General features: G+C 50.5%; 19 protein-coding genes and 1 pseudogene. 3 read left to right on the plus strand and 17 right to left on the minus strand.

Annotation, left to right across the window (positions count from 1 at the left end; genetic code table 11):
- Nucleotides 1-35: 35 nt before the first annotated feature.
- The 3 genes from PLF13_06195 to PLF13_06205 all read right to left on the minus strand — a co-directional run bounded on the left by PLF13_06195 (nucleotide 36) and on the right by PLF13_06205 (nucleotide 3,143).
- A complete protein-coding gene (locus PLF13_06195) occupies nucleotides 36-878 on the minus strand; it encodes an HmuY family protein (GenBank protein ID HOP06867.1) in 843 nt (280 codons plus the stop codon).
- A gap of 169 nt (nucleotides 879-1,047) precedes the next feature.
- The gene (locus PLF13_06200) at nucleotides 1,048-2,400 is read right to left on the minus strand and encodes a sigma-54 dependent transcriptional regulator (GenBank protein ID HOP06868.1); all 1,353 of its coding nucleotides are present in this window, start codon (nucleotides 2,398-2,400) and stop codon (nucleotides 1,048-1,050) included.
- Between the two features lie 95 nt (nucleotides 2,401-2,495).
- Nucleotides 2,496-3,143 carry a hypothetical protein gene (locus PLF13_06205; protein ID HOP06869.1) on the minus strand — a complete coding sequence of 216 codons (648 nt, stop codon included), beginning with the start codon at nucleotides 3,141-3,143 and terminating at the stop codon, nucleotides 2,496-2,498.
- A 265-nt stretch (nucleotides 3,144-3,408) separates the two neighbouring features.
- Here PLF13_06205 and purD point away from each other — a divergent pair, with 265 nt between their 5' ends.
- The 3 genes from purD (at nucleotide 3,409) to PLF13_06220 (ending at nucleotide 6,104) form a co-directional block, all read left to right on the plus strand.
- The gene (purD, locus tag PLF13_06210; protein ID HOP06870.1) at nucleotides 3,409-4,695 is read left to right on the plus strand and encodes a phosphoribosylamine--glycine ligase; all 1,287 of its coding nucleotides are present in this window, start codon (nucleotides 3,409-3,411) and stop codon (nucleotides 4,693-4,695) included.
- Nucleotides 4,696-4,698: 3 nt separating this feature from the next.
- The gene (purE, locus tag PLF13_06215) at nucleotides 4,699-5,145 is read left to right on the plus strand and encodes a 5-(carboxyamino)imidazole ribonucleotide mutase (protein HOP06871.1); all 447 of its coding nucleotides are present in this window, start codon (nucleotides 4,699-4,701) and stop codon (nucleotides 5,143-5,145) included.
- Nucleotides 5,146-5,222: 77 nt separating this feature from the next.
- A complete protein-coding gene (locus PLF13_06220; protein HOP06872.1) occupies nucleotides 5,223-6,104 on the plus strand; it encodes a tetratricopeptide repeat protein in 882 nt (293 codons plus the stop codon).
- A gap of 157 nt (nucleotides 6,105-6,261) precedes the next feature.
- Here the strand turns inward: PLF13_06220 and PLF13_06225 are convergent, their stop codons facing one another.
- The 14 genes and pseudogenes from PLF13_06225 to PLF13_06290 form a co-directional block, all read right to left on the minus strand.
- Nucleotides 6,262-7,497 carry a hypothetical protein gene (locus PLF13_06225; GenBank protein HOP06873.1) on the minus strand — a complete coding sequence of 412 codons (1,236 nt, stop codon included), beginning with the start codon at nucleotides 7,495-7,497 and terminating at the stop codon, nucleotides 6,262-6,264.
- 391 nt (nucleotides 7,498-7,888) lie between these two features.
- Nucleotides 7,889-8,209: pseudogene (locus PLF13_06230) on the minus strand (HU family DNA-binding protein).
- Nucleotides 8,210-8,364: 155 nt separating this feature from the next.
- Nucleotides 8,365-9,264, minus strand: a complete 900-nt coding sequence (sppA, locus tag PLF13_06235) for a signal peptide peptidase SppA (protein HOP06874.1) — start codon at nucleotides 9,262-9,264, stop codon at nucleotides 8,365-8,367.
- Between the two features lie 9 nt (nucleotides 9,265-9,273).
- Nucleotides 9,274-11,430, minus strand: a complete 2,157-nt coding sequence (locus tag PLF13_06240) for a LysM peptidoglycan-binding domain-containing protein (protein ID HOP06875.1) — start codon at nucleotides 11,428-11,430, stop codon at nucleotides 9,274-9,276.
- Nucleotides 11,431-11,649: 219 nt separating this feature from the next.
- Nucleotides 11,650-12,579 (minus strand): tRNA (adenosine(37)-N6)-dimethylallyltransferase MiaA, encoded by a 930-nt coding sequence (gene miaA, locus PLF13_06245; GenBank protein ID HOP06876.1) that lies wholly within the window; start codon nucleotides 12,577-12,579, stop codon nucleotides 11,650-11,652.
- Entirely contained in the window at nucleotides 12,572-14,464 is a 1,893-nt protein-coding gene (gene mutL / locus PLF13_06250) for a DNA mismatch repair endonuclease MutL (GenBank protein HOP06877.1), read from the minus strand. Before mutL ends, miaA begins: the two co-directional genes overlap by 8 nt.
- Nucleotides 14,461-17,070, minus strand: a complete 2,610-nt coding sequence (gene mutS, locus PLF13_06255) for a DNA mismatch repair protein MutS (protein ID HOP06878.1) — start codon at nucleotides 17,068-17,070, stop codon at nucleotides 14,461-14,463. Before mutS ends, mutL begins: the two co-directional genes overlap by 4 nt.
- Nucleotides 17,067-18,062 (minus strand): SPOR domain-containing protein, encoded by a 996-nt coding sequence (locus tag PLF13_06260; GenBank protein ID HOP06879.1) that lies wholly within the window; start codon nucleotides 18,060-18,062, stop codon nucleotides 17,067-17,069. Before PLF13_06260 ends, mutS begins: the two co-directional genes overlap by 4 nt.
- Before the next feature lie 33 nt (nucleotides 18,063-18,095).
- Nucleotides 18,096-19,193, minus strand: a complete 1,098-nt coding sequence (locus tag PLF13_06265; protein HOP06880.1) for a tetratricopeptide repeat protein — start codon at nucleotides 19,191-19,193, stop codon at nucleotides 18,096-18,098.
- Between the two features lie 18 nt (nucleotides 19,194-19,211).
- Entirely contained in the window at nucleotides 19,212-19,577 is a 366-nt protein-coding gene (locus PLF13_06270; GenBank protein ID HOP06881.1) for a LapA family protein, read from the minus strand.
- A gap of 111 nt (nucleotides 19,578-19,688) precedes the next feature.
- Nucleotides 19,689-20,387, minus strand: coding sequence for a hypothetical protein (locus PLF13_06275; protein HOP06882.1), 699 nt, complete (start codon nucleotides 20,385-20,387; stop codon nucleotides 19,689-19,691).
- Between the two features lie 270 nt (nucleotides 20,388-20,657).
- Complete coding sequence (locus PLF13_06280) at nucleotides 20,658-21,524, minus strand: DUF3473 domain-containing protein (protein ID HOP06883.1); 867 nt, start codon at nucleotides 21,522-21,524, stop codon at nucleotides 20,658-20,660.
- Nucleotides 21,525-21,541: 17 nt separating this feature from the next.
- The gene (locus PLF13_06285) at nucleotides 21,542-22,330 is read right to left on the minus strand and encodes a CpsD/CapB family tyrosine-protein kinase (GenBank protein HOP06884.1); all 789 of its coding nucleotides are present in this window, start codon (nucleotides 22,328-22,330) and stop codon (nucleotides 21,542-21,544) included.
- 5 nt (nucleotides 22,331-22,335) lie between these two features.
- Nucleotides 22,336-23,457, minus strand: a complete 1,122-nt coding sequence (locus PLF13_06290) for a hypothetical protein (protein HOP06885.1) — start codon at nucleotides 23,455-23,457, stop codon at nucleotides 22,336-22,338.
- Nucleotides 23,458-23,459 lie beyond the last annotated feature (2 nt).

The following is a 23,459-nucleotide window of genomic DNA, read 5'->3' on the forward strand; positions in this document are numbered from 1 at the left end:
TGTCACCTTCCTTTCCTGATCCATCCGGCCGATATTTACAGCGTCCCTGACGCTGCATCCGTATTCGCGGGTCGGGCCGGAGTCAGTTCCGGGTTATTTTGATCTGTCTGATAGGCGTATTCAAATGTCACCGTTCCGGCAACTTCATCAAAAGCCGTTACACGCAGTTTGGCATAATGCAGGTCATCGGTGCGCACAACGTACGTATGACCACCGATTACCTGCGCCCAGCCGAGCATGGACCAACCGGTTTGCGGCGCCCAGCCGATCTCATAAAACACACTGGTGTAACCCATGTCCTGAATTTCAGTATCAAGATTGTCAACATCGCCGGCGTTGACGTACAACTGACCGTTGACATCGCTGTCGATGAAAACATCCGCCAGACTCGAAGTGCGAGCTACCACCGATCCGGTCGCGAAATTAAATCCCGCCGCATCGGCATTGACTGCCATATCATAAAGCGTCACTTCGCCTTCCGGTCGAGGCGTATCAAAGACATCTTCCGCCGACAACTCCGAGGACTGACCGGCGGCATCGACCGCCGTAACGGCATAGAAGTAAGTATTACCGTTCACCGCAGTGTAATCGATATATTGATAGTAAATCAAATCGAGATTGGGATTGTCGTCGGCATCGACACTACCGATTGCCTGGTAGTTAGTCAGTTGATCGAACGAACGCCAGATCACGTACTCTCTGATATCACGGTCGTACGGTCCCGCCCAGTAGATATAAACGGCATTATCACCGGTAATCGAATAGACACCCTGGGGTGTCGGCGGTGCCGGATCGTAAACGGTATCTTCATCATCACCACAGCCGACCAGAACAACCACCAGCAAGATCGCAGATAATAACATCAAAATACGTGACATTTCTTGAACTCCTTAATTGCATTCTTTCTGCCTGATGTAATACAAGAATCATGCCAATTCACGTATGTCTATGCCGTTCTTAACGATAGCGCAATAAGGCAAGCATCATTAAAACAATCCGCGCACAGATATTGTGCAGACCACCCATCCCCATGCACTGTTTATGTAGTTAACCTTTAGTAAGGTTGTATTCTTTAATTTTAGCCCGTAGAGTATTTCTATGAATGCCCAGTTTCTCGGAGGAAGCCCCGAGATTCCAGTCCATGCGATCCAGACATGTTTTGATATGATTCTTTTCAATTTCAGAGAGAGGCAGAATCTCGCCGGTCAATTCACTTGCCGATGAACGAGGCTGTAAACCGATTAAATCCTCCGCAGTGATTTTTTCCGATTGGGTCAGGACAACTGCTCGCTCGATGATGTTCTCCAGTTCACGGACATTTCCCGGCCAGTCGTAAGCAGTCAAAAGACCGGCTGCTTCGGAACTTATCCCGACCACTTCTTTGCCGATCTTCCGTGCGAATCGCTCCAGAAACGCTTCGGTCAACAGCATGATATCTCCTCCACGGCTGGCTAAAGGAGGCATGGCGATATTGATCACATTGAGACGATAATAGAGATCCTCACGGAATTTCTTTTGTTCGACCTGTCGGGTCAGATCCCGATTGGTAGCTGCTATGATACGAATATCCAGCTCGATCTCCTTGACCGATCCGAGTCGCTGAATCCGATGATCTTCGAGAACCCGGAGCAATTTCACCTGCATGCTGAGAGGCATTTCACCAATCTCATCGAGAAATAAAGTGCCGCCGTCGGCCAGTTCGAATCTCCCCTGCTTAGCGGTATCGGCGCCGGTGTAGGCACCCTTTTCGTGACCGAATAACTCCGATTCAAGCAAAGTCTCAGGAAACGCCGCACAGTTGATCGCCACCAGCTTACGGTCTGATCGCGGTGACAAAGCATGTATCGCTCTTGCCACCAACTCCTTGCCGGTTCCCGAAGGACCGGTAATTAAAACCGTTGCATCGCGCCCGGCCACCAGACTGATAAGCTCCTTAACCTTGCGCATGGCCGGAGACTCGCCGATCAACTCACTGGCCGGAAATACCTCCGCGAGACGCTCGCTCATCACCTGGTTGTCAACCACCAGGCGGTTCTGTTCGGCCGCCCGTTCCAGCTTAAGCAGCAATTCGTCGAGGTCTTCGACCGGTTTGGTGAGATAATCGATCGCTCCGGCCTTCATGGCTCGTACCGCGGTTTCGACCGTACCGAATGCGGTTAATACCACTACCTGTATGAACGGATTGATCTCGCGAAGACGTGTCAGCAGTTCCACTCCATCCATACCCGGCATTTTCATATCAACCAGCGCCAACGGAGTAAAGACCTCATGATAAGCCTTAAGTGCTTCTTCCCCGCTCCCGTAGGTGTATACTTCCCACCCTTGTTTGATCAGGTACCCCTTAACCAATTCTCGTTGAGCGGGCTCATCGTCGACAACAATCAACTTACGTGTAATCATATTCCCTGCAAGAAAGCTGTTCATGCAACCGGATTCAATAAAAAAGCCCGATGCGATGAAGCGCAACGGGCTTGAGAACTCTTATATAATTCAGATCATTCACCGGAACCGATCAGAATTCTGATACCGGCGTGAATGTCTATCATGCCCAGATTATCACCGAATACGACGGTCTGCTCATCCCAGGATTTCTCAGCATCTTTCGTCTGAGCCGCATGGTAGTTGACCTCAAGAAACAATCCACTGTAATCGGCGCTGTAATAAAATACACCGGCGCCGATACCGTATGCCAGTGATGCGTCGTAAGACGTAGCATGGTACTTCGGATCAGGCAACTGCAAGTATGTGGTGAATTTCGGATTTTCCACACCTACGTGAGCTTTAATGTAGGGTTCGAAATTGCTCTCGCCCATAAAGTAGTATTTAACGTAGAGGTTGGGATTATACAGACGGTGATAGAGACCATCCACTTCAGGTCCGCCGTCAATAGCCATCTGGGTATAGATGAAATTGACACCTACCACCACGTTGTAACGCATGAAATAGCCAATGTCAATGCCAAGGCTCCAGCCCGTCTTGGCGCCGAGATCGCCGCCAAAATCAGTAATGCCGCCTGACGGGATTCCAAGACCACCGTAGAAACATGTCTCCAGAACGTCACGGGCTTCCTCTTCCTGAGCCAGAGCAGAACCACTTGCAATCAACAAAACCAGAATCGCGATGACCGTAGAGTACTTTCTCATTACCCCATCCTCAATGCTATCGTTTTCTTCTCATTCATGTAGACCGCAAGAGCTTAAAAATCCGTTTCAACACATGCCCTTCCGGCCGATCAAAGCGTTAATAAATACCTAGATAGACGGCTTGTCAACAGATTATGTCCAATGAAATCCGACCTGATACATGTCACGGGATGATTATCAAATCCACGGGGATAAAAAAATACTTGAGTTTTCTGAGGCCTGGTAATTACTTAGCACTTTTGGCAGAAACGTGGAATAGGTTCAGATGAAAGTATTAGTGATTGGATCAGGAGGGCGGGAGCACGCTCTGGTTTGGAAGTTAAATCAATCGAAAAAGATTGACAAGATCTTCTGCGCTCCGGGGAATGCGGGCATTGGACAGATTGCTAAATGTGTTCGCATTAAACCTGAAAGTACCAAAGCTCTGGTTGATTTCGCCTCCCGTAACAAAATTAATCTGACTGTCGTTGGTCCCGAAGCACCGCTTACCAAAGGGATCGTCGATGAGTTTCAAAAACGCAAATTAAGAATTTTCGGCCCGAACAAGAAGGCCGCGGAACTCGAGGGCAGCAAGGTATTCGCCAAAGAGTTCATGCGTAAATACCATATCCCGACAGCGCCGTTTAAGGTGTTCGACAATCCGGCTGAGGCAATCGGTTTTTGCAAATCTGTCGAATTCCCGGTTGTTATAAAAGCCGACGGTCTGGCGGCAGGTAAAGGTGCCGTCATTGTCAAAAATATGAAGCAGGCCGAGAGTACGATCGATGACATCATGGTGCAGAAGTCATTCGGCCAGGCCGGAGATCAGATCATCATTGAGTCATGTCTGAAGGGGCAGGAAGTCTCAATTATGGCCTTGTGCGACGGCAAAACAATCGCTCCGTTCCTGCCAAGCCAGGATCATAAACAAGCTCTCGATGGTGATCGAGGCCCGAATACCGGCGGCATGGGTGCGTATTGCCCCACTAATTTCACCGACGACGAAGTGATGGAACAGATTCAAGAACACATCATCCAGCGCACTTTGGCCGGCCTCAACTCCGAAGGCATCAAATACAAAGGGATAATTTACGCCGGGATCATGCTGACAGCACAGGGCCCCAAAGTGCTCGAATATAACTGTCGCTTCGGCGATCCTGAAACCCAGGCGGTGTTACCATTACTTAAATCCGATCTGCTCGATCTGATGCGAGCGGTGGTTGATGAAAAACTTGCATCCCGAGGTAAGCTGGCCTGGCATACCGGAGCCGCAGCCTGTGTTATTATGGCCTCTCGTGGTTATCCCGGGAAATACGCAACGGGATTTCCCATTTCCGGTCTTACCGGAAAACACGAGGATGGCACCTACGTCTTCCATGCCGGGACGGAAATGAAAGACAATAACTTCGTCACCTCCGGCGGTCGGGTGCTCGGGGTCATGGGACGCGACAAATCACTGAAAGGTGCTTTGAGCAAAGCCTATCGAGCGGTAGGTAAAATCAAGTTTGAGGGAGCATCTTACCGTAAAGATATCGGATTCCGCGCCTCAAAACCAGTCGAGGAACAGGTTTAAATCATGGCCAAAGTACTCATCGTGATTGGCTCGAAGTCAGATGCTGATTATGCCGAGAAGTGCAAACAACAACTCGAAGCATTCGGGATTGATTCATCGGTAGAGATTTCATCGGCGCACCGTCATCCGACTCGGACCGCAGAATTAGCCGCTGCGGCCGAAGCCGACGGTTTTGATGTCATCATCGCTATGGCCGGCCTGGCAGCAGCGCTTCCGGGAGTGGTTGCGGCCCATTCCAACCTCCCTGTAATAGGAGTACCGTTGCCGGCAGCTTTGGGGGGAATCGATTCTTTGCTGTCAATCGTCCAGATGCCTCCCGGTATTCCGGTGGCTACCATGGGGATTGGTTCCCCGGGGGCCAAAAACGCCGCCGTCATGGCAGCGCGCATTCTGGCTTTGAAGTACCCGCAAGTGGCCCAGGCAATTGCAAAACATCGAGAAAACCTGTAGTATTTTTTGGGACCGGTTAACGAACAGGCTTGTAAAACGTTTGAAGATTAGTAGTAACTTATATAAGGAATAGTTTGATGAAAAGACTCACCATCTTCCTGACCATCGTAATGGCGCTTACCATCGTTTCAGGCATCCAGGCGGATACCGACAAAGCGAAAGAGAACTTCAACGCAGCGCTCAAGTCGGCCAAAGACGGTGAAATGGATGCCGCCGTGGTTGCTTATCGTGCAGCTATCGCCGAGGACCCGAACTATATCGATGCCTATATCAACCTCGGAGCGATCTTCTTTCAACGTGAAGATTATGACAACGCTTTAGAAATGTTCCGCACCGCCACCGAAAAGGATGCTTCCAACGCCGAAGCATTTGCCAACTTAGGTCGCGTCGAGAATAAACTTAAGAAATACGGTGAAGCGGAAACAGCCCTGAAAGCAGCCTTAGCTATCAACCCGGAAGACGGTCCCGTTTACATGGATCTGGGCAAAGTATACTACAGCCAGAAAAAATACACTGAACTGATCGACGCCGTCACGAAGTATCATGAAAAGAGCCAGGGTGATAAAATGTCATGGTACCTGCTCGGAAAAGCCTACGAAAATACCGGTAACACCAATCAAGCCATTGAAGCCTATCGTCAGTCCACAGTTGCCGACCCCAGTTATTACTATGCCCACTTTGCCCTGGGCCAGCTTTACCTTTCTGAAGAAAAATACAAGCCTGCCGCCAGTTCTTTCCAGGCAGCTATGAAGGCTAAATCCACGAGTCACCTGGCTTCTTATAACTATGCGATTGCAGTTGAATCAAGCAGCCCCGACAACTACAGCAAGAACATCGAGGTCTGGCAACAGTTCGTTAACAACTTCAAAGACAACGCCAAAGCGAGCAAACTAATCGCCCAGGCCCGCGATCATATCAAAGAACTCAAAGACGCTCAGGCTAAAGCCGGTCTTCAATAGAGTTCATCTCTTTGTATGAATAAAAAGCCCCGACCAGGTTCACCGGCCGGGGCTTTCATTATATATCCCTCACAAAGCTTCCTCAAAAAAGAAAGTCGCACTTCTGTAGCAGTGCGACTTATATCATTTACCGGTATTACCGGGACGATCTACATCCTCATTGTGAGAACTCTACACGCTCGAACTCATCCCAATAAACAGCCACTTCGTCACCGTCTTCGAGTGTAATATAAATCCCCTTGTTGTCCTCGTCGACATCGTTAGAACCCTTCAGCCGGAAAGTACGACCATCCTTGATCGTCACCAGACTCGAACGGTACGAGCGTTTTTCTATCTTGGCGATGTACCCCAGCTCGATATCGAACTCAATATCGCGATAATCACCGTCAAGTATCTCCCAGGTATACTTTTCGTCGTTGTCCCAGCAGATCAAACCTGTGTAGGATTCGCCGTCTTCAGTGTAAACAGTACCCCGAAGTGGTTTACCGCCGTCGAAAGAATTGTACTTAATTTGATTCGGAGCTTCTTTAAAGTCCAGCCGCTCGAACTCGTCCCATTTAACGGTGACTTGTCCGAAGCCGGGATCGGAGATGATGATACCGCGATTGCCGTCATCGATGTCGTTGGTACCACGCAGGAGAACCTCGTCGCCGTTCTCGAGGTAAATTGTGGCGCCGTTGGAGCTATAGCGCTCGATAGCCTTGATTTTGCCGAATTGTATCTTGCGGGTACGGCGACGGTCTTCACCGTCGAGGATGTCGTCGGTGAGAACTTCGTCCACATCCCAACATACAAAACCGGTAAACTCATCTCCTCGGCGAGTGGTCAACGTCCCGTATAGCCGGTCACCGAAGCTAGAGATCTGACTACCGTCGGTATCCTCAAAATCAACACGGTCGATATCGTCCCAGACCAGCTCGATCTCTCCCTCGGATTCATCCTCAATGACCAGTTCACGAATACTCTCACCGATATCCGTGGAACCGCCTGACAATTCAACCTGCTCGCCGCTCTTCAATGTAATCAATGCGGCATCGTCATCGACTACTTCGAGAGAACGGATATGTCCGAAGCGAACCCCCGATTGGGCCGAATTGCCGTAATAAACATTGGTCCCGCCGAATTCGATCCCGAAGATCTCTATACGATCGCGGTCATGATATTTGCGGCGCTTGTCCTTGTCCCGCTTATGGCGCTTCTCCAGTTCCTTATTGCCGTTCAGAATGTCCACCCAGCTCGCTTCATTTTTATCCCAACGGATCAATCCTTCAAAGGTATCTCCATCCACCGTCGTGATCTTTCCGTAGATACGTCCGCTGTTGTCGGCGTGGGCGATGGCGGCAATCAAGACAACCATTAGCGTCACCATGCAACTGGATACGATATTCTTCATGTTACCTCCGTTGTGCAATCATCTATCGTTTTGTATCCCTTTACGATTTCAGACACCAAAGGTTTCCTGTCCGAATGATTAAGCTGTTCTTAGATCGTATCTAAACCAGGTATACGGAAAGCGCCCGAGCCAATAACTGCTCGGGCGCCAGCTTTGCGTTCTGATTCCCCCTTTAGGCCGCGACCAAACCGGCCGGTCGGCGGCAAGGACTCAGACTATGTCGATGGAGGAATTAATGACCTCCACAAAAAGAACGAGGGAACGGAGTTGGACCGTTAAACCTTCTTCTTCTTATGCCGGTTGGCACGTCTCCGTTTTTTCCGCTTGTGCGTCTTAATCTTAAGGCGCTTCCGTTTCTTTCCGCTGGGCATCAATCCTCCGTTTGGGATTCTTAGATAGGTTGTTTCGTAATCATGTTCTTGAAGTCATTCGACGGTTTGAAGACCGGGACCTTCCGATCCGGAACCGGGACGACTTCACCCGTGCGCGGGTTACGCGCCTTTCGAGCCTTGCGTAGCTTCACCTTGAAGGTGCCGAAGCCTCTGATCTCGATATTATGACCGGCTTCCAGGGATTTCTTGACTGTATCCAGGAAAGAATCGATCACAACCGCTACGTCAGTGCGAGTCAGTCCGGTCTTCTCGGCTACTTTCTCGACCAAATCCGCTTTAGTCACAGCATCCTCCCTCGGGAAAACTGTCCGTGTATGTTCATTATTCTTTTTTTCATATTCAACTGTCGGACTATTCCAATAGAGCTACTGTACTGTCGTTAACCCTTTGGCGTTCGCTAAGATACGCAAGGCCGACGCAGAATAAAAGGAAAAAATCTGCTTTTGTCCAGAAAATTCTTTATCAAAGCGGTCTATTATTGATAAATATACATTAGCTGCGGCCCCCTCAAAGGAGACTGCACCTGTTCACTAACATCACCTAGAAAACTGCCCAGCAAGTCGAAAATAGTGACCTGCCTATGTTCGTAAGGCCGTACAATACTCGGCTCACCACTTACTGAAGCCAGGTCGGCAGCTAGAAGTACCGCTTCATGTAATCCCCCCAAACTATCTACCAGGCCATGATTTAGAGCCTGGTGTCCAGTATAGATCGAGCCGTCGGCCAGAGGACGAATCTCCTCCGGTTCCTTCCCTCGACCTAGTGCCACGGCTTCTATAAACTGCTCATACGAGTCCATGACAACACTACGCAGCATTGACTCTTCCCGCTCGGTCATCGATCTTGAATAGCTGCCCACATCTTTTAATTCGCCCGATTTGACCGTCTCTGTCCCAATTCCAATTTTATCGAGCAAACCCTCAGCGGTGTGGAATCGCATAATTACCCCGATCGATCCGGTTATCGTTCCGGGATTGGCTACAATTCTATCCGCAGCGCAGGCAATGTAGTATCCCCCCGAGGCGGCGACAGAACTCATTGATGCCACTACCGGTTTTTCCTCACGAGCGCGTACGATTGCATCATAGAGTTCTTGCGAGGGCGCTACCCCTCCCCCCGGCGAATTGATATGTATCACGATAGCTTTCACGCTACCATCGACGAATTCATCAATCTGGTCGATCGCCTTCCTGGCGGAGGTTTCGTCAATCACACCGAAGACTTCAACCACTCCGACATCACCACCGAATCGTCCTAAATTGAATTCCGAGCCGCTCCCCGCCATTCCTATGAACATGAATGCGGCAAAAGCAAACGCAATCAGGAATCCGAAAACGATTATAACGATAATGACAACATCGCGTGTTCTAGCCATTTCTCCCCACTAATCCTTGTATATTTTCAATTGCATTCCTATTGTCAATTCATCGGGATCAGCAAGATCGTTAGCGGAGATTATTCGCTTCATACTGACCCGATAGCGCTGAGCGATTCGGCTCAATGTCTCACCCCGACGTACTTCATGAATAACATAGTCGCGAGTTCCTCCGCCTACCACTAAAATCTGACCGGGGTAAATACGACTTGATCGAGAAAGATTGTTCAAGCGACGGATATTTGCGGTCGTAGTCCCGTATTGACGTGCAATATCCCAAACCGTGTCGCCGCGCCGCACTTTATGCTTCGTGACTGAGGACGAGGTATTACTACTGGTGGTACTCTTCGGCGTAGATGAAGCATAGGTCCCGCTGCTTGTTTCCGAATTGCGATTTTTTAGATTCTTCGCTGACGCCGGTATTTTCAGTTTCTGACCGACGTAAATACGTGAACCGTATTGGATGTAATTTGCGCCTCGAAGAGCATCGACAGTTGTCCCGAATCCCCGGGCGATATCCCAGAGGTTGTCTCCGGAGCGTACGGTATAGATCGAACCTTCAGCTTCATAGCTGTGATTACTATAGTTCTGACGAGCAAATTCACGATCCAGCGGTACCGGAACGATCAACGTTTTTCCGGCGTAGATACGAGAATGGCGATTTAGATTGTTAGCCTCCATGATGGCATACTGAGACACGCCGTATTTCGCTGCAATGTGACTTACTGTCTCACCCTGGCTGATCTTATGACGAACCCAGCTTGTCTCCTGCGGTGATGGCATTTTGTCATAGGCGGCATAGAACTGGTCTGTTGTTCCCCTGGGAACCTTCAACTTGTAGTTCTTGACATCCGGAGGGGTGTATTTGCGCAAGAGTTCCGGATTCAGATCCTGGAGTTCTTCGACCGAGCAACCGACTTCCGAGGCAACCGTTTTAAGTTCAAGGCACCGGTCAATAGTGACCTCATCCCAGACCACCTCCGATTCGGAAATGATTCCGTTGAAGCCGTACTTCTCAGGATCCTTGGCAATAATCGCCGCGGCATAGATCAGCGGGACATAGTCCATCGTCTGCCGTTTGAGACGTAGTTTCCAGAAATCATTGGTTTTCTGTTTGGCCATGGTTCGCTTGACCCGCCCCGGTCCTCCGTTATACGCCGCCATGGCCAGTTCCCAGTCGCCGAACTCGTCATAGAGGTATTTCAGATATTGACAGGCAGCGTGGGTGGACTTGATAGGGTCTTTGCGTTCATCGATCCACCAGTTTCGATCCAGTTTGTAAAGGCGACCGGTCGATGAAATGAACTGCCATAATCCCATGGCGCGCGCCCAGGAATAAGCATGAGGATTGTAGCCCGACTCAACCAACGACAGATAAACAAGGTCCTCGGGAAGATCATACTGACGAAGAATCCGTTTCATCATCGGGGTGTATTTATCGATACGCCCCAGGTATTTCGCAAAAGCATCCCTCGCTACCGTCTGGAAATAAACAATTGACTTGCGAACCCGATCATTCAGCACAACCGGGAGATCATAGGTCGGGGCTTTGGCATTTTCTTCTTCATAAACCTGGATCGAGTCGGACCCGAGATTCTCGGCCATATTGCTGAATCTCTCCAGCACCACCGAAGCTGATACACTAGGCTCAAGGTGTCCCAATGAACGCAGGGTGGAACGATAGTCGGCTACGAAGTTGTCGAGTAGTTGATTGTAACGGACCGCTTCCGGTGAAACGGTGGTGTCGGCCTCGATATCGAGCTTGGCCAGTATCTTCATTCCCTTTTCGAAATAATACTGAGCTTCTTCCCAGCTAGCCTCGCGGTTGGCCATAACACCCATGTGATAATACTCTTCAGCCAACTCGAATTTTCTCCAGATTTCGTCATCAATCGCTGAAGCTGAATCGGCCATGTCGGTTGACCCGAATGACAGAATATCCTCGGCCTCGCTCAGGTCCGCGGAGGACGTGTTGGCAGCATCGTCAAGATTAGGAATCTCATCCGGATTTTGGCTGTCATCACGATGGCTCCGGTATTGGTGCCGACCGAGAGCCGAACTACTTGTTTCATTCGACCCGGTAGCAATCGATCCTGAATCATCAGCCTTGGAACTGTCGACAGTCGCTCTATCAGATGGAGCACCGTATAGCTGAGGGGAATTCATTCCTGATTTACCACCACAACCGGCAGTAATCAGAGCTAAAATTAAGAATGAAAAGAAAACAACAGATATTGTCAGGGATTGTATCGTACTTTTCACTAAACTGTCCTTGTTGTCTTTTATTTACGCTCTATTCCCTGTTATCGGCCACCCGACAGACGACCTTAACTCTCTGGCTTATAATACCTTGACTATAGATAGTCAACAACTTACAGACAAGTTTTATCTGTTTCGAAAGTTTATTTCACTTCCCTTTATGGTGTCGATCAGAGCTAAGCTCGAATCGAAATATCTACAGTCTGCTTGTCCTCGGAACCAGGTCATTTGTCGTTTAGCATAACGGCGGCTGTTCTGCTTGATCAACGCCACTGCTTCTTCAAGCGGTCTTGAGCCTTCAAGATAATCCAGCAGTTCCGTATATCCAATTACCCGACTGTTTCGAATAGCTTCTGTCAGGCCCCGATCACAAAGAGATTTTACCTCATCGAGAAGCCCGTCGGTCATCATCTGATCCACTCTTTCGTTTATACGGCGATAAAGCTCGGCCCGTTCGGGTTGCAGGCAGTAGAAATCGTATCGATAGGCGGGAGAACGATACGCTCCTGTTTCCACCAGCTCAGATTTGCATTTTCCGGTCAGATAGAAAAGTTCCAGCGCTCGCAGCACCCGCACCCGGTTATTAGGATGAATCCGGACTGCCTCAAGAGGATCGATAGCTTCCAGCCGACGATGCATCTCCTCCGGGCCGTGCTCTTCCATATCCGCTTCGAGATTCGCTCTGAGCTCCATATCTTCCTGTTCGATCTCCACGACACCTTCAGCCAACGCTTTGAGATACAGCCCGGTGCCTCCGACAACGAAGGGGATCTTGCCGCGTGCTAGAATATCACCTATCGCAACAGTGGCATCATCGATGAACCGGAAGGCGCTGTAGCGCTCACCCGGTTCTACAATATCAACGAGGTGGAAGCGAACTTTGTTGCACTCTTCCGGTGTCGGTTTGGCGGTGCCAATATCAAGATATCTGAGAATCTGTCGAGAATCAGCGTTGATCACTTCCAGGTCGAACTCCTCCGCCAACGTTACCACGCATCCGGTCTTTCCCGATCCGGTGGGTCCACAGATAATCGGAATTGGAGGGGTATCAGGCACGGCCAAACTGCTTGTCAAGAGAGTCACGGGTTACTTTAACGAAGGTTGGGCGGCCGTGAGGGCACGAGTATTTATCACGGCATTGAAGCAATCGTTCCAGCAGATGCTCCGCTTCGCGGTCGTTCAGGCGATCTCCGGACATCACCGCTGAACGACAGGCGATCGACTGCGCCATTGCTTTTTTCAGATCGTAACCGGATTTGCGTAACGACAGAATGTCGTCGAGTACTTTAGTCAGCACTAACTCCGGATCCCGACGGCTTAATACCGCCGGCACTGCTTCGATATTGACCATGCGTCCCCCGAACGGTGAGACGACAAAACCTCCTGCCGCCAAAGCCTCATGAGATTCTTCGAAAAGCGCCAATTGCTCCGGGTTTAACTCCACCTGTACCGGAAACAACAACGTCTGAGCGTTAACTGTTTGTGAGTCGATACGATCCTGCATCTGCTCGTACAGCACCCGTTCATGCGCCGTATGTTGATCGACAATGAACAGGTCATCACCGGCCTGCAGCAATAAATAGAGCGTGCCTAATCGGCCAATGTAACGAAATCCGGTCGAGGGACCGGTAGCGGTTTTCGGTACTTGGGAAGAGGAATCAACATCTTCCGTTATTTCACCCGTTTCCCGGTCCACCTTAGGCATGGAAATGTCGCTGTGGTTTTCTGAGAGGGTGTCGCTATGCTTGTCCGGTAACGGCTGACGAAATATCTCCGCTGCCGCTTCCAGCCGTTGTTGCTGACCGGCCAGAATGCCGGGTATGAATCCCTGGCGATTATCCGATTGTATGTGATTAACCGCGCCACTCTTCGATACCGAAGGCGGCATTGCCGGTCGCCCCTCGGCCGTTGACACTACGGGAATGATCCCATCCTGTCGCAAGGCCTCGCGTGCCAGACGTCGAATCGAATCATATAAAGCCCGCTCGTTAGCCAGGCGTACCTCGGTCTTGGAGGGATGTACATTCACATCGACTGTTGCCGGATCGACCTCAAGTAAAAGAGCTCCGATCGGATAAGCACCGCCGATAATCATTTCACCGTAGGCGGAGCGAAGGGCATGGAGCAAAGTCGCCGAATAGATATACCGCCCATTGATGAAGAGGTAGCAACCATAGCGATTGTGCTGAGCCATATCCGGCGTGCCGATAAAGCCTCGCACACGCAACGGTCCGACCTCGCCGACCACTTCCACGAACCGTTTGGTTCTCCCGAGTAATTCGGTGATACGCTGTCGAAGGTCCTGCTCCGGCGGAGCGACAAATAACTCGCGGTCATTGGAACGATACGAAAAACCGGTCTCAGGATTGGCCAGCGCCAGAGCGGTCGCGGTTCGTGCGAGGTGTCGTGCTTCCGTAGATTCCGACTTAAGGAATTTGCGTCGAGCCGGTGTGTTAAAGAACAAATCCTCGACTTCCACCGATGTCCCCGGCGGGGCGGCTATCGGCTGTGAGGATTGAAGCACGCCGCCTTCGAACAGAATCTCCATCCCGGTATCCTGATCGGCTGGACGCGATACCATGCGCAGGCGTGATACCGAGGCTATCGACGGCAGCGCCTCCCCCCGAAAGCCGTAGGTATATAGGTGATCGAGATCGTCGAAAGTGCTGATCTTGGAAGTGGCATGGCGCGAAAAAGCGATCTCTATCTGTTCGGCCGGAATTCCACAGCCGTTGTCAACTATTTTGAGTAATTTTATTCCGGCTTGCTCGGCAGTTATATCAATTCTGTTCGCACCGGCATCGAGGGCATTTTCAACCAGTTCTTTCAATACCGCCGCCGGGCGTTCGATCACCTCACCGGCTGCTATCTTGTTGACGACTCGCTCCGGCAACGGTCGGATCCAGCGCTTCCCTCCTGCCGATCCCGGACGCTTCATCATGACAGATCCTCTTTGAGCTTCTTCAATAAGTTGAGCGCCTCCAGCGGGGTCATGTTTTCAAGGTCGAGTTCTCGGATTGCTTCCTCGGTAGCCGAGGGTTGTGGATCGAACAGTGATGGCTGCAACCGTTCCTTCAGAATGCCTTTTCCCAGTTCCGACTGGTTAAACTTGCCCGATTCGAGCAGGCGAAGAATCTGCCGGGCACGCGCAATCGCCTGCCTTGGAACTCCGGCCAATCGTGCCACTTCGATCCCGTAAGAATCATCGCAGCCCCCTTCGATGATCTGATGCAGAAACAGAACCTGACTCTCCCACTTCCTGACCGTTACCTGGTAATTTTTAACCCGGTCATAAATTTGAGCCAGAGAGGTCAACTCGTGATAATGTGTCGCAAAAACGGTCCGGGACAGGTTGTGCTCGTTGATATGTTCCACGACCGCCCAGGCTACGGAGAGACCATCGAATGTGGATGTTCCCCGGCCGACTTCGTCGAGCAGGACCAGTGATCGTTCGGTAGCATTGTTGAGAATGTTCGCCGTCTCGACCATCTCCACCAGAAAAGTCGACTGACCACGAGCAAGATTGTCGAGCGCCCCCACACGAGTAAACACCCGATCGACCAGGCCGATTTCGGCCCGCTCAGCCGGGACGAACGATCCGATCTGGGCCAGGATCACGATCAATCCGATCTGGCGCAGGTAAGTCGATTTACCCGACATATTGGGACCGGTCAAAATCGCAATCGCATCACCATCGGTCGCCAGACGGGTATCGTTAGCCACGAACTGCCCCGAAGGAAGCACCGCTTCGATAACCGCGTGTCTCCCTCCTTCTATCACCAAACGGGTGTCCTGATAAATTTCGGGACGACAATAACCGTTCTGAACAGCAATCTCAGCCAGCGCCGCAACAAGATCAAGCTCGGCCAGAAGCTGCCCGGTCAGGAGATATGCCTCTATCGACTTCTCCAATTCAATGGCTAATTCACTGAAAAGGTCCTCTTCCAAACGGAATATCTTCTCTTCCGCCGTAAGGATCAGGTCCTCTTTTTCCTTCAACTCCGGAGTTATGTAACGCTCGGCGTTGACCAGGGTTTGTTTGCGGATATATTCCTCGGGAACCGCTTCGGCATTGGCTTTGGTTACTTCAAGATAATACCCGAAGACTTTATTATAGCCAACTTTGAGAGTAGTGATTTTTGTCCGTTGCCGTTCTTTCTCCTGAAGTGATCCGATATAACGACGAGCATCACGAATTGAATCATTCAACGCATCGAGTTTATCGGAATACCCTTCTCGAAAGATATTGCCTTTCGTTGCCGTGAGCGGCGGTTCATCGACCAGGGCTCGCTCCAGTATTTGAACGGTGTGCGAACTGTCGGGAATACCGGCTCGAAGTTCGGTCAACACCGGTGAATTCGCCTGATCGAGAATCTCCTTGACTTCAGAAGCGGTTTTCAAACCCGCTCCCAGCGCGGCCGCTTGTCTCGGATTGAGCTTGCCTATTCCAAGACGACCCGCCAGCTTCTCGATATCCGGCAGGCCACTCAGCGTCTCGCGGATCGCTGCCGACAAATCCCGTTGTCGGGTTAACTCCGCTACTCCGGCCAGACGTCTTTCTATCGGTTCATGGCGTTTGAACGGATGCAAAATCGCCTGCCTCAGGCGCCTGATTCCAGCTGCCGTCACACAACGGTTGATCGTAGCCAGGAGCGTGTTTTCTTCGGAACCGTCCGATAAATTACGCGTCAGCTCTAAATTGCGAACCGAATTGTAGTCGAGAGTCATCGTCTGGTTGTCGTCAAAACGAGCCATACGACGAATATGACCCAGATGATCCCGATGGTTCTCCTTCAGGTAGCGCAATATCGCTCCGGCGGCAGCGACACCCAACTTGCAATCTCTGAGTCCGAAACCGTCCAGCGTCGAAGTTTCGAAATGTCGGTTTAACTCACGATCGGCAGTGCGTGCATCGAAATTCCATGCCCCGAAGGAAGTCAGCCCTATCTTACGACCGGACAACTCCAGAATCCGGCGAATTTCCTCGGGATCATAGTCGTCCGGGAAAAGAATCTCCTCCGGCTCCAGAATCTTCAATCGCTGAAGGACTTCTTCCTCGTCATCCTGATCGACCACGAACGAACCGGTAGACAAATCCAGCGCCGCGAGCCCCAATTGTTTTTTACCATCGGCTTTTATTGCCGCGAGACAAAGCGAACGTTCACCGTCATCGACACCGTCGATCGTGGCTGTCCCGGGAGTTAGTATCTCAACGATATCACGTTTGACGATTCCCTTGGCCGTGCGTGGATCCTCGACCTGCTCCACCACAACCACCTTCTCGCCTTTTTCCAACAACCGAGCCAGATACTTGTCGGCGGAATGGTGAGGTACACCGGCCAGAGGGATACGTTCCGCTTCACCGTGGGATCGGGACGTAAGGGTAATGTTAAGCAACGGCGCCGCTCGTACGGCATCATCACCGAACATTTCATAAAAATCACCCATGCGGAAGAACAGAATTTTATCCGGGTGCTGTTCTTTGATAGCGTGAAATTGCTGCATGAGAGGCGTCAGGGTCGACGCCTTATGAGGAGCTTTGCTCATCGCGCGACGACCTGAAAGACCTCGTTATGCTCCGCCTGGATTTGATCCTTGAAACGACTCGCTTCGGCAAAGTCTTTGAAATGTCCGACCATAACCACGTCGTAAGTAGTTGTAGAAATCTTCTTTTTGATAACATCCACCGGTTTGCCGTATTGGCGAAACTCTTCGGCCAACTTCTTGGCGTTCTCTTCCACCGAGAACACCCCGACCTTTACGGAGTAATATGTCCCGGTGATTTCTTCTGCCTGGGTATTGGCAGCGTCCGGAGTCGACATACCGGTCATAGCTTCGATTAGAGCTCCTAAACCAACGGCTGAGGGGTAGCCCTCGCGCAAGAGGTTGTAGAAAAACACCGCGTCGTCGGTTTTTCTGGTCTCAATCGCATCTTCAGCCAACAGGTAAAGCGCCGTGGGGACTCCCGGTCCGCCGTCTTCGCGTGACAATTCTCGTAATAGCTTTCGAGCGGCAATCTTCTTACCGTTTTTACTCATAATGCGGGCTTTGTCCAAACGCCCCCATTGACCGTCGATTCCTTTTTTGAAAGACAACAAATAACGATCCGCCTGACGCACCGCAGCCTCATACTCCTGATTGCGTTCATCGAGCAAAATAGCGAAACGCTGCATCTCCGCCCGATAATTACCCGCTTCCCACATCGCCTGATAATCCGCGACCAGCCCGCCGAGCTTGCTGTAATCACCCTTGAGATACCAGTAATGGGCCAAGCGATAATAAATTTGCTCGCGATGTTGAGCCGAGACCGAAGCAGACAATGCTGCTTCCATCAACTGGGCTGCTTTGTCCGCATCAGGTTCAAGCAAACTGGCATAGAACAGGATATTCCCATCTCGAGTTGAAGCCGTCGAGACCTGCGAAATAGAATCCAGAGCCTGTTTTAGATTTCCTTCGGCGATAAGACCGTAGATAGTCTCGCTTTTGGGATTGGTTGCGCCAATCAATAAAACAGCAACAACCAGTACGAAACGTTTCATCTGCGCTATAGATAATAATAGTGCCGAGCGATTTCAGTTGATTCCGATGAGACTTCCGTCAACGATGCCGCCCAGCGGTTTACCGTTCTTCTTCTCTTGCTTCTGTCCGAGTTGACGCACGAACGCAGCCAGACGCTTCCGGTCATCCTGCTCGACATAAATCCTGATCAGTTCAATGATCGGGCCGATATCGTCAGGATTGTCTTCGACTACTTGTAAAAGGATCTCTTCCGCTCGCTCCAGATCCCCTTTCTTCTTGTGGAACTCCGCGAGCATGAGTCGAGCCGGGATATCTTTGGGAGAGGCCGATAAAATCGATTCGCAAATATCGGCAATGTCACCGAAACGCCCGAGGTCAAACAAAGTCCGCTCTAATCGGTCAAGCACCTGATGCCCCTCACCGGGAACGGCATCAATAAGTTTCTTCCAAAAATTGACGGCGTCCTCGAACCGTTTCTCTTCACAATAAGAATCGCCAATCGCGACATAGGCCGGTGAGAATTCAGGATTAAGACCGATTGCTTCCTTGAACAACACGCGAGCCTTATGATATTCGAGCTTTTCGAACAACTGCATGCCCATACGATACTTAAAGTATGCCAGCGGTTTCTTGGACTTCGAATTTTCCAATTTCAGCAATTTGGCGGCGGTATCGTAAGCCTCTGACCAGTTCCCGGCATCGCGTTGGAGACGCAGCAGTTGCGAGAAGGCCCAATGGCTGTCCGGGTGCAATGAGATCAATTCACGCAATGCGGCTTCAGCGGTATCCCTCTCTCCCAAATCAGCATAATCAAGCGCCAGGTGCCTTAAAATCGCAACCTTCTTCTCGGCCCCGAGATCCTGCCGTAAGGTTAAATCTTTATGAACTTGAAGCGCCCGGTCCGGTTTCTTGTGTTCCCGGAGAATCTGGCCCAGACGCATGTATGCGTCGATATTGTCCGCGTCGGAAATAACTACCTGGCGCAGCTTACCGAACGCCGATTCCGGTCGCCCATCGAGAAGATCACGCAAGGCTTCGACATACAACGCCGAATCGGATTTCGCCTCCTTGCGAAAATAACGATCGTACGCCAGATAGAACGCGACCGACGCAAACAACAGGACGAAGAACAAAGTCAAGTATTCTACCATCTTGCCTTACCTGCCTCATTAGTCGCCCGACGACAACACCGGACCACTGTCGGGACCTTTCTTGTCCGCACCTTTTAGCAGGTCCGCGGACTCCTCGATTGGTCGATTTCGCAACACCGCCACCTCACTTTCGAGAGCCCGTATCCTTTTACGGTAGGTACGGAGTTGAATCGACTGCTTGATATAAGTGGAGATTGCAATGAACATCGACACAAGTAGTCCCGCCACAAAAGCCCAAAACACCACCGTAATCAACGGTACGTCGACATACTTGGCCCAGACTAAGTCCACGTCAACCACCTGGGCGGCATTGAGATTGTAATAGGCAAACGCCACTACCACCAGCACCATAATGACTATCAAAATGGCCCTAATCGCCCACATGCGACCTCCATAAATTAGTTCGCCAATAACATAGCCTTAAAAGTTACCACCGACTCTTGGTAGGGTCAATAAAAAAAGGCCGGGAGACCCGGCCTTCCACTTTGTCATTTCTCAGCCCTTGGGCTTGCTTTCAGGCCATTTCAAGCTGCTGACCATTTCCATCATTTCCGATTCGATCTGCGGATAATACTGCCATTCACAGATTACGTGGAACAGAACGATATTTTGACCCTTCTTGACGGCCACAATAGAGCCGCCGTAAGCACCCCGGACACGTTTTCCACCGGTCGAGGAAGCCGACAGGGCGACCTCCTTCATGTATTTTACATAACCTTTCCAGAGCAGGGCCTGTTGACCATCGAGTTCAAACGTCTTTTTACCCTTAGGAACTAATTCCTCGCGATAAGTACCCGATCCGGCGGATGACTCATTGATCAACTCAAATTCCTTGTAAATGTCATCTTTCTGATCGGAGTCGTACGAATCACTTAACAAGGAATCGACAAATGCCGTCGGTGACAGGTTCGTTTCACCCGACCATACCACGATTCTTGGCACCTGGGTATAATCCTCGGCATCCATATAATCGGGTGGAATCTGGTAATTCTTCTGAACGAGAGTCAGTCGAACATTTTCTTCTTCATCACCGATCTTGTATTTCCAATTGTCGAGTAACTTCAACGAGAATTGGTACTTATCATCTACGAATGTCAACTTATCAACCGTGCCGGCTTTAGCTTTCTTACGGCGGGCAAAGGCACTCGGGAGACACAACGTCAGCAGCAACAACACCAATACCAAACGGCGCATAATACTCTCCTTCTCTCAGGTCACAAATGTGTCCTCTGCAGACAATCTTTTATCTTATACATAGTTAGTCAAGAAAATAATCAAAATTGACGCACTCATTACACCGTGCTCTGAAAAATCGAATCGACTTATAACATACTCGACGGCACGATAAATCTTCTACATGCGAATAAATCTCTATCCCCATATCGCTCGCCGTCATGCATTGTCTGCCTGTTTGCTGTGTTTTAGACATATCATGCTTCCACCTGGACCTAAAAGCACAGACAACTAATGAAAGCCTATCTGTTGTCGGCGTGATGCCGCAATATAATGGCTCATCGTGGTGAAGTGGAAATCGGACAAAAGTCGATCCATTTTGGCGGCCAGGATATTGGTTGAGCCATAAGTCCGTAGTCGCTGGCTGGCTGAAAGGCCATCAATAACAGGCGGATCAGGGTCCAGCTCCCAGGGGTGGATATAAACCACCGCCGGCCGGCCCCCTCGGTTCAGGCTGCGAATGACCATTTTTGAATACCAATAGGGACAATGCCGAAGATACCCGCCTCCGGCCACCGGGATGTTCTTGCCCATCAGGTTGTAAGTCGAGGCAGGCATTTCGTATAGATACTTGTCGTCCGGGAATTTCATCCGAAAGAGTGTACGGGGTCCGTGAGGCATGCCGTACAGGTCATGTTTGATCGGAAAAATCGAGCTGTCATAATCAAAACCGAGATCGGCCAGAGTCTCGAAAGCCCATGGGACATTGTTGCTTATTGACCAACTCGGAGCGCGATACCCCCGTGGTCGAGTCCCGATGGCTCTTATCAGCGCATCCATCGCACGCATGGTGTCTTTACGAAACTCTTCGGGACCCAGGGAGTCGACACGACGATGGGAATAACTGTGGCAAGATATTTCATGTCCCCGTTCGGCTATCTCCGCAACCAGATTGGGATACCGTTCCGCACACCAACCAAGAACGAAGAAAGTTGCCATCACATCCTTGCGATGAAACATATCCAGCAGTCGGCGAGTATTCTTGACCAATGTCGACGGCAATTCATCCCATTTCTCTACCGGGAAACGAGACCGCAACGCCTCGACAACGAACCACTCTTCAAGGTCGACAGTCAGTAAATTGAATGATTCCTTCATGACAGCCCTCGGGACCTTCAGCGGTCAGAGGCATAAGTATCCTGCTCGTTTTGCCGTCGGGATTTCTTTTCCCCCCGCTTGCGCACCCGCGGTGGGGCTTTTCCTTCCGGTTTCGAAGGCTTGTAGTCGTATCCGTAGTAACGATAGTCATATTGTGAAGGGAGGCTGGAATTCATATTGTTAAGAACTACCCCAAGGATATTACGGCGACCGGGATCGATAACATCCACCGCTCTCAAGATCACATCCTTCTGCGTCGCTCCGGCCTTGATGACCAAAATTACTCCGTCCACCTTGGAACTCAGAAGCATCGGATCGGAAACGGGGAGAATCGGAGCGGCATCCAACAGGATCAGGTCGTAATAAAGCTTCATCTGTTCGACCATAACCCCTATCGCTTCAGCATCGAATATCTCTGTCGGCGTGTCGTGCATTCGGCCGCAGGTCATTATATCAAGTTTATCTATCGAGGTATGATGTACGGCATCTCTCGGGCCATAACCTTCAACCAGCACCTCGGACAAACCCGGCTCTCGATCCAGGGCAAACAGCTTGTGAATGGAAGGCCGCCTCAGGTCGCAATCGATCAGCAGAGTGTTCATCCCTTTGTGTGTCGCTGCGGTTATGGCAAGAAATGCCGAAGCTGTAGATTTCCCCTCCGAGAGCATAGCCGAAGTCATCAGCAGACTCTTTAACTCACGATCACCGCGCGCCTGTTCCAATTTATAAAGCAGTCTTCGAAACTCCGTTGCGAACGGCGATTCAAGAGCAAAAGCATCGATGACTGACAGACGTTTACGTTTCACGAGTCCTAACCTTTGGCCGAGATTTCTTTTAGCGCAATTGAAATCTGCTCGGAAGCCCGGGTAGCCTGTTCAAGCGAGATTTGAGCTTTCGTCAGCGATGGATTCATCTCGAGCGCTTTCCGATATTGTTCCACTCCGTTGCGCCAGGCCATCTTGGCTTGTTCAAGATAACAACGTCCCAGTTCGGAATAAAGATCCACATAATTGGGATTCTTTTCGAGTTCGGAGCGAAGGAACTTCACCCGGTCGGCAACCGCTCCCTCTGAAGCCCACTCCGGATAAAGAACATACTTCATGTAAAAGGTCGAGAACTCCTGACGATGTCTCTCCCTTTTATCGTCTCGAGCTTTCCGCAACAGACGATAGGCGCCGTTTATATCGGATTGTGTCAATCGGATCATCCCATTCCGGAACTGCTCCGAATCGTATTCAGGTGAGATCACAATAGCTTTATTGAGGCAATCGGTCGAACGAGAGATGACCTCGGCAAACAGACTCTGATCATCCTGATTTATCGCGTTGAGAATCAGCGCCAGGGCTGTGTTCACATAGGCATCGGCATAATACAGATTAATTCTGGTCGCCTCCTCGAACTCCGTCAAAGCCTGACGACAGGCATTAGCTTCCAGGTACGCTTCACCGAGGTTATTGTGGTAGTCGGCAAATGTCGGCCGAAGGCGGCAGGCGGTCTGACCGGCCTCAACTGCTTCACGCGGATTTTCGAGAGCGATTTCGGCCATACAGAGATAGTTGAACGCCTGGTGAAATTCATTATCGATTCGGGTGGCTGAGCGCAGCAAGCGGCAGGCTTCCTCATAAAAACTGCGATAATAAAAGGCCATTGCCAGATGCAACATCGTCTGTGGATTGCCGTCCTTGAGAATCCTGCGATATGCTTCGAGCAGCACTTCTATCTCGCGCTTCAACTCATCATGCTTCATTCTGACCAGGGACAGAACCTCGGCCGATTCGATATCATCGGGATGCGGTGAAGCCACCGTCTCAGCCAGATCACCATTAATGATAATCATGGAGGACACTGATGAAAGGCCGGCGTCATTTGACGTCTGGATGACATATTCTCGATCGTTTTCTACCAGCTTGCTTTTCAGACGATAGGTTTCCATAA

It is taken from the genome of Candidatus Zixiibacteriota bacterium (genome assembly GCA_035380245.1).
In the GTDB taxonomy this organism is placed as follows: domain Bacteria; phylum Zixibacteria; class MSB-5A5; order GN15; family FEB-12; genus DAOSXA01.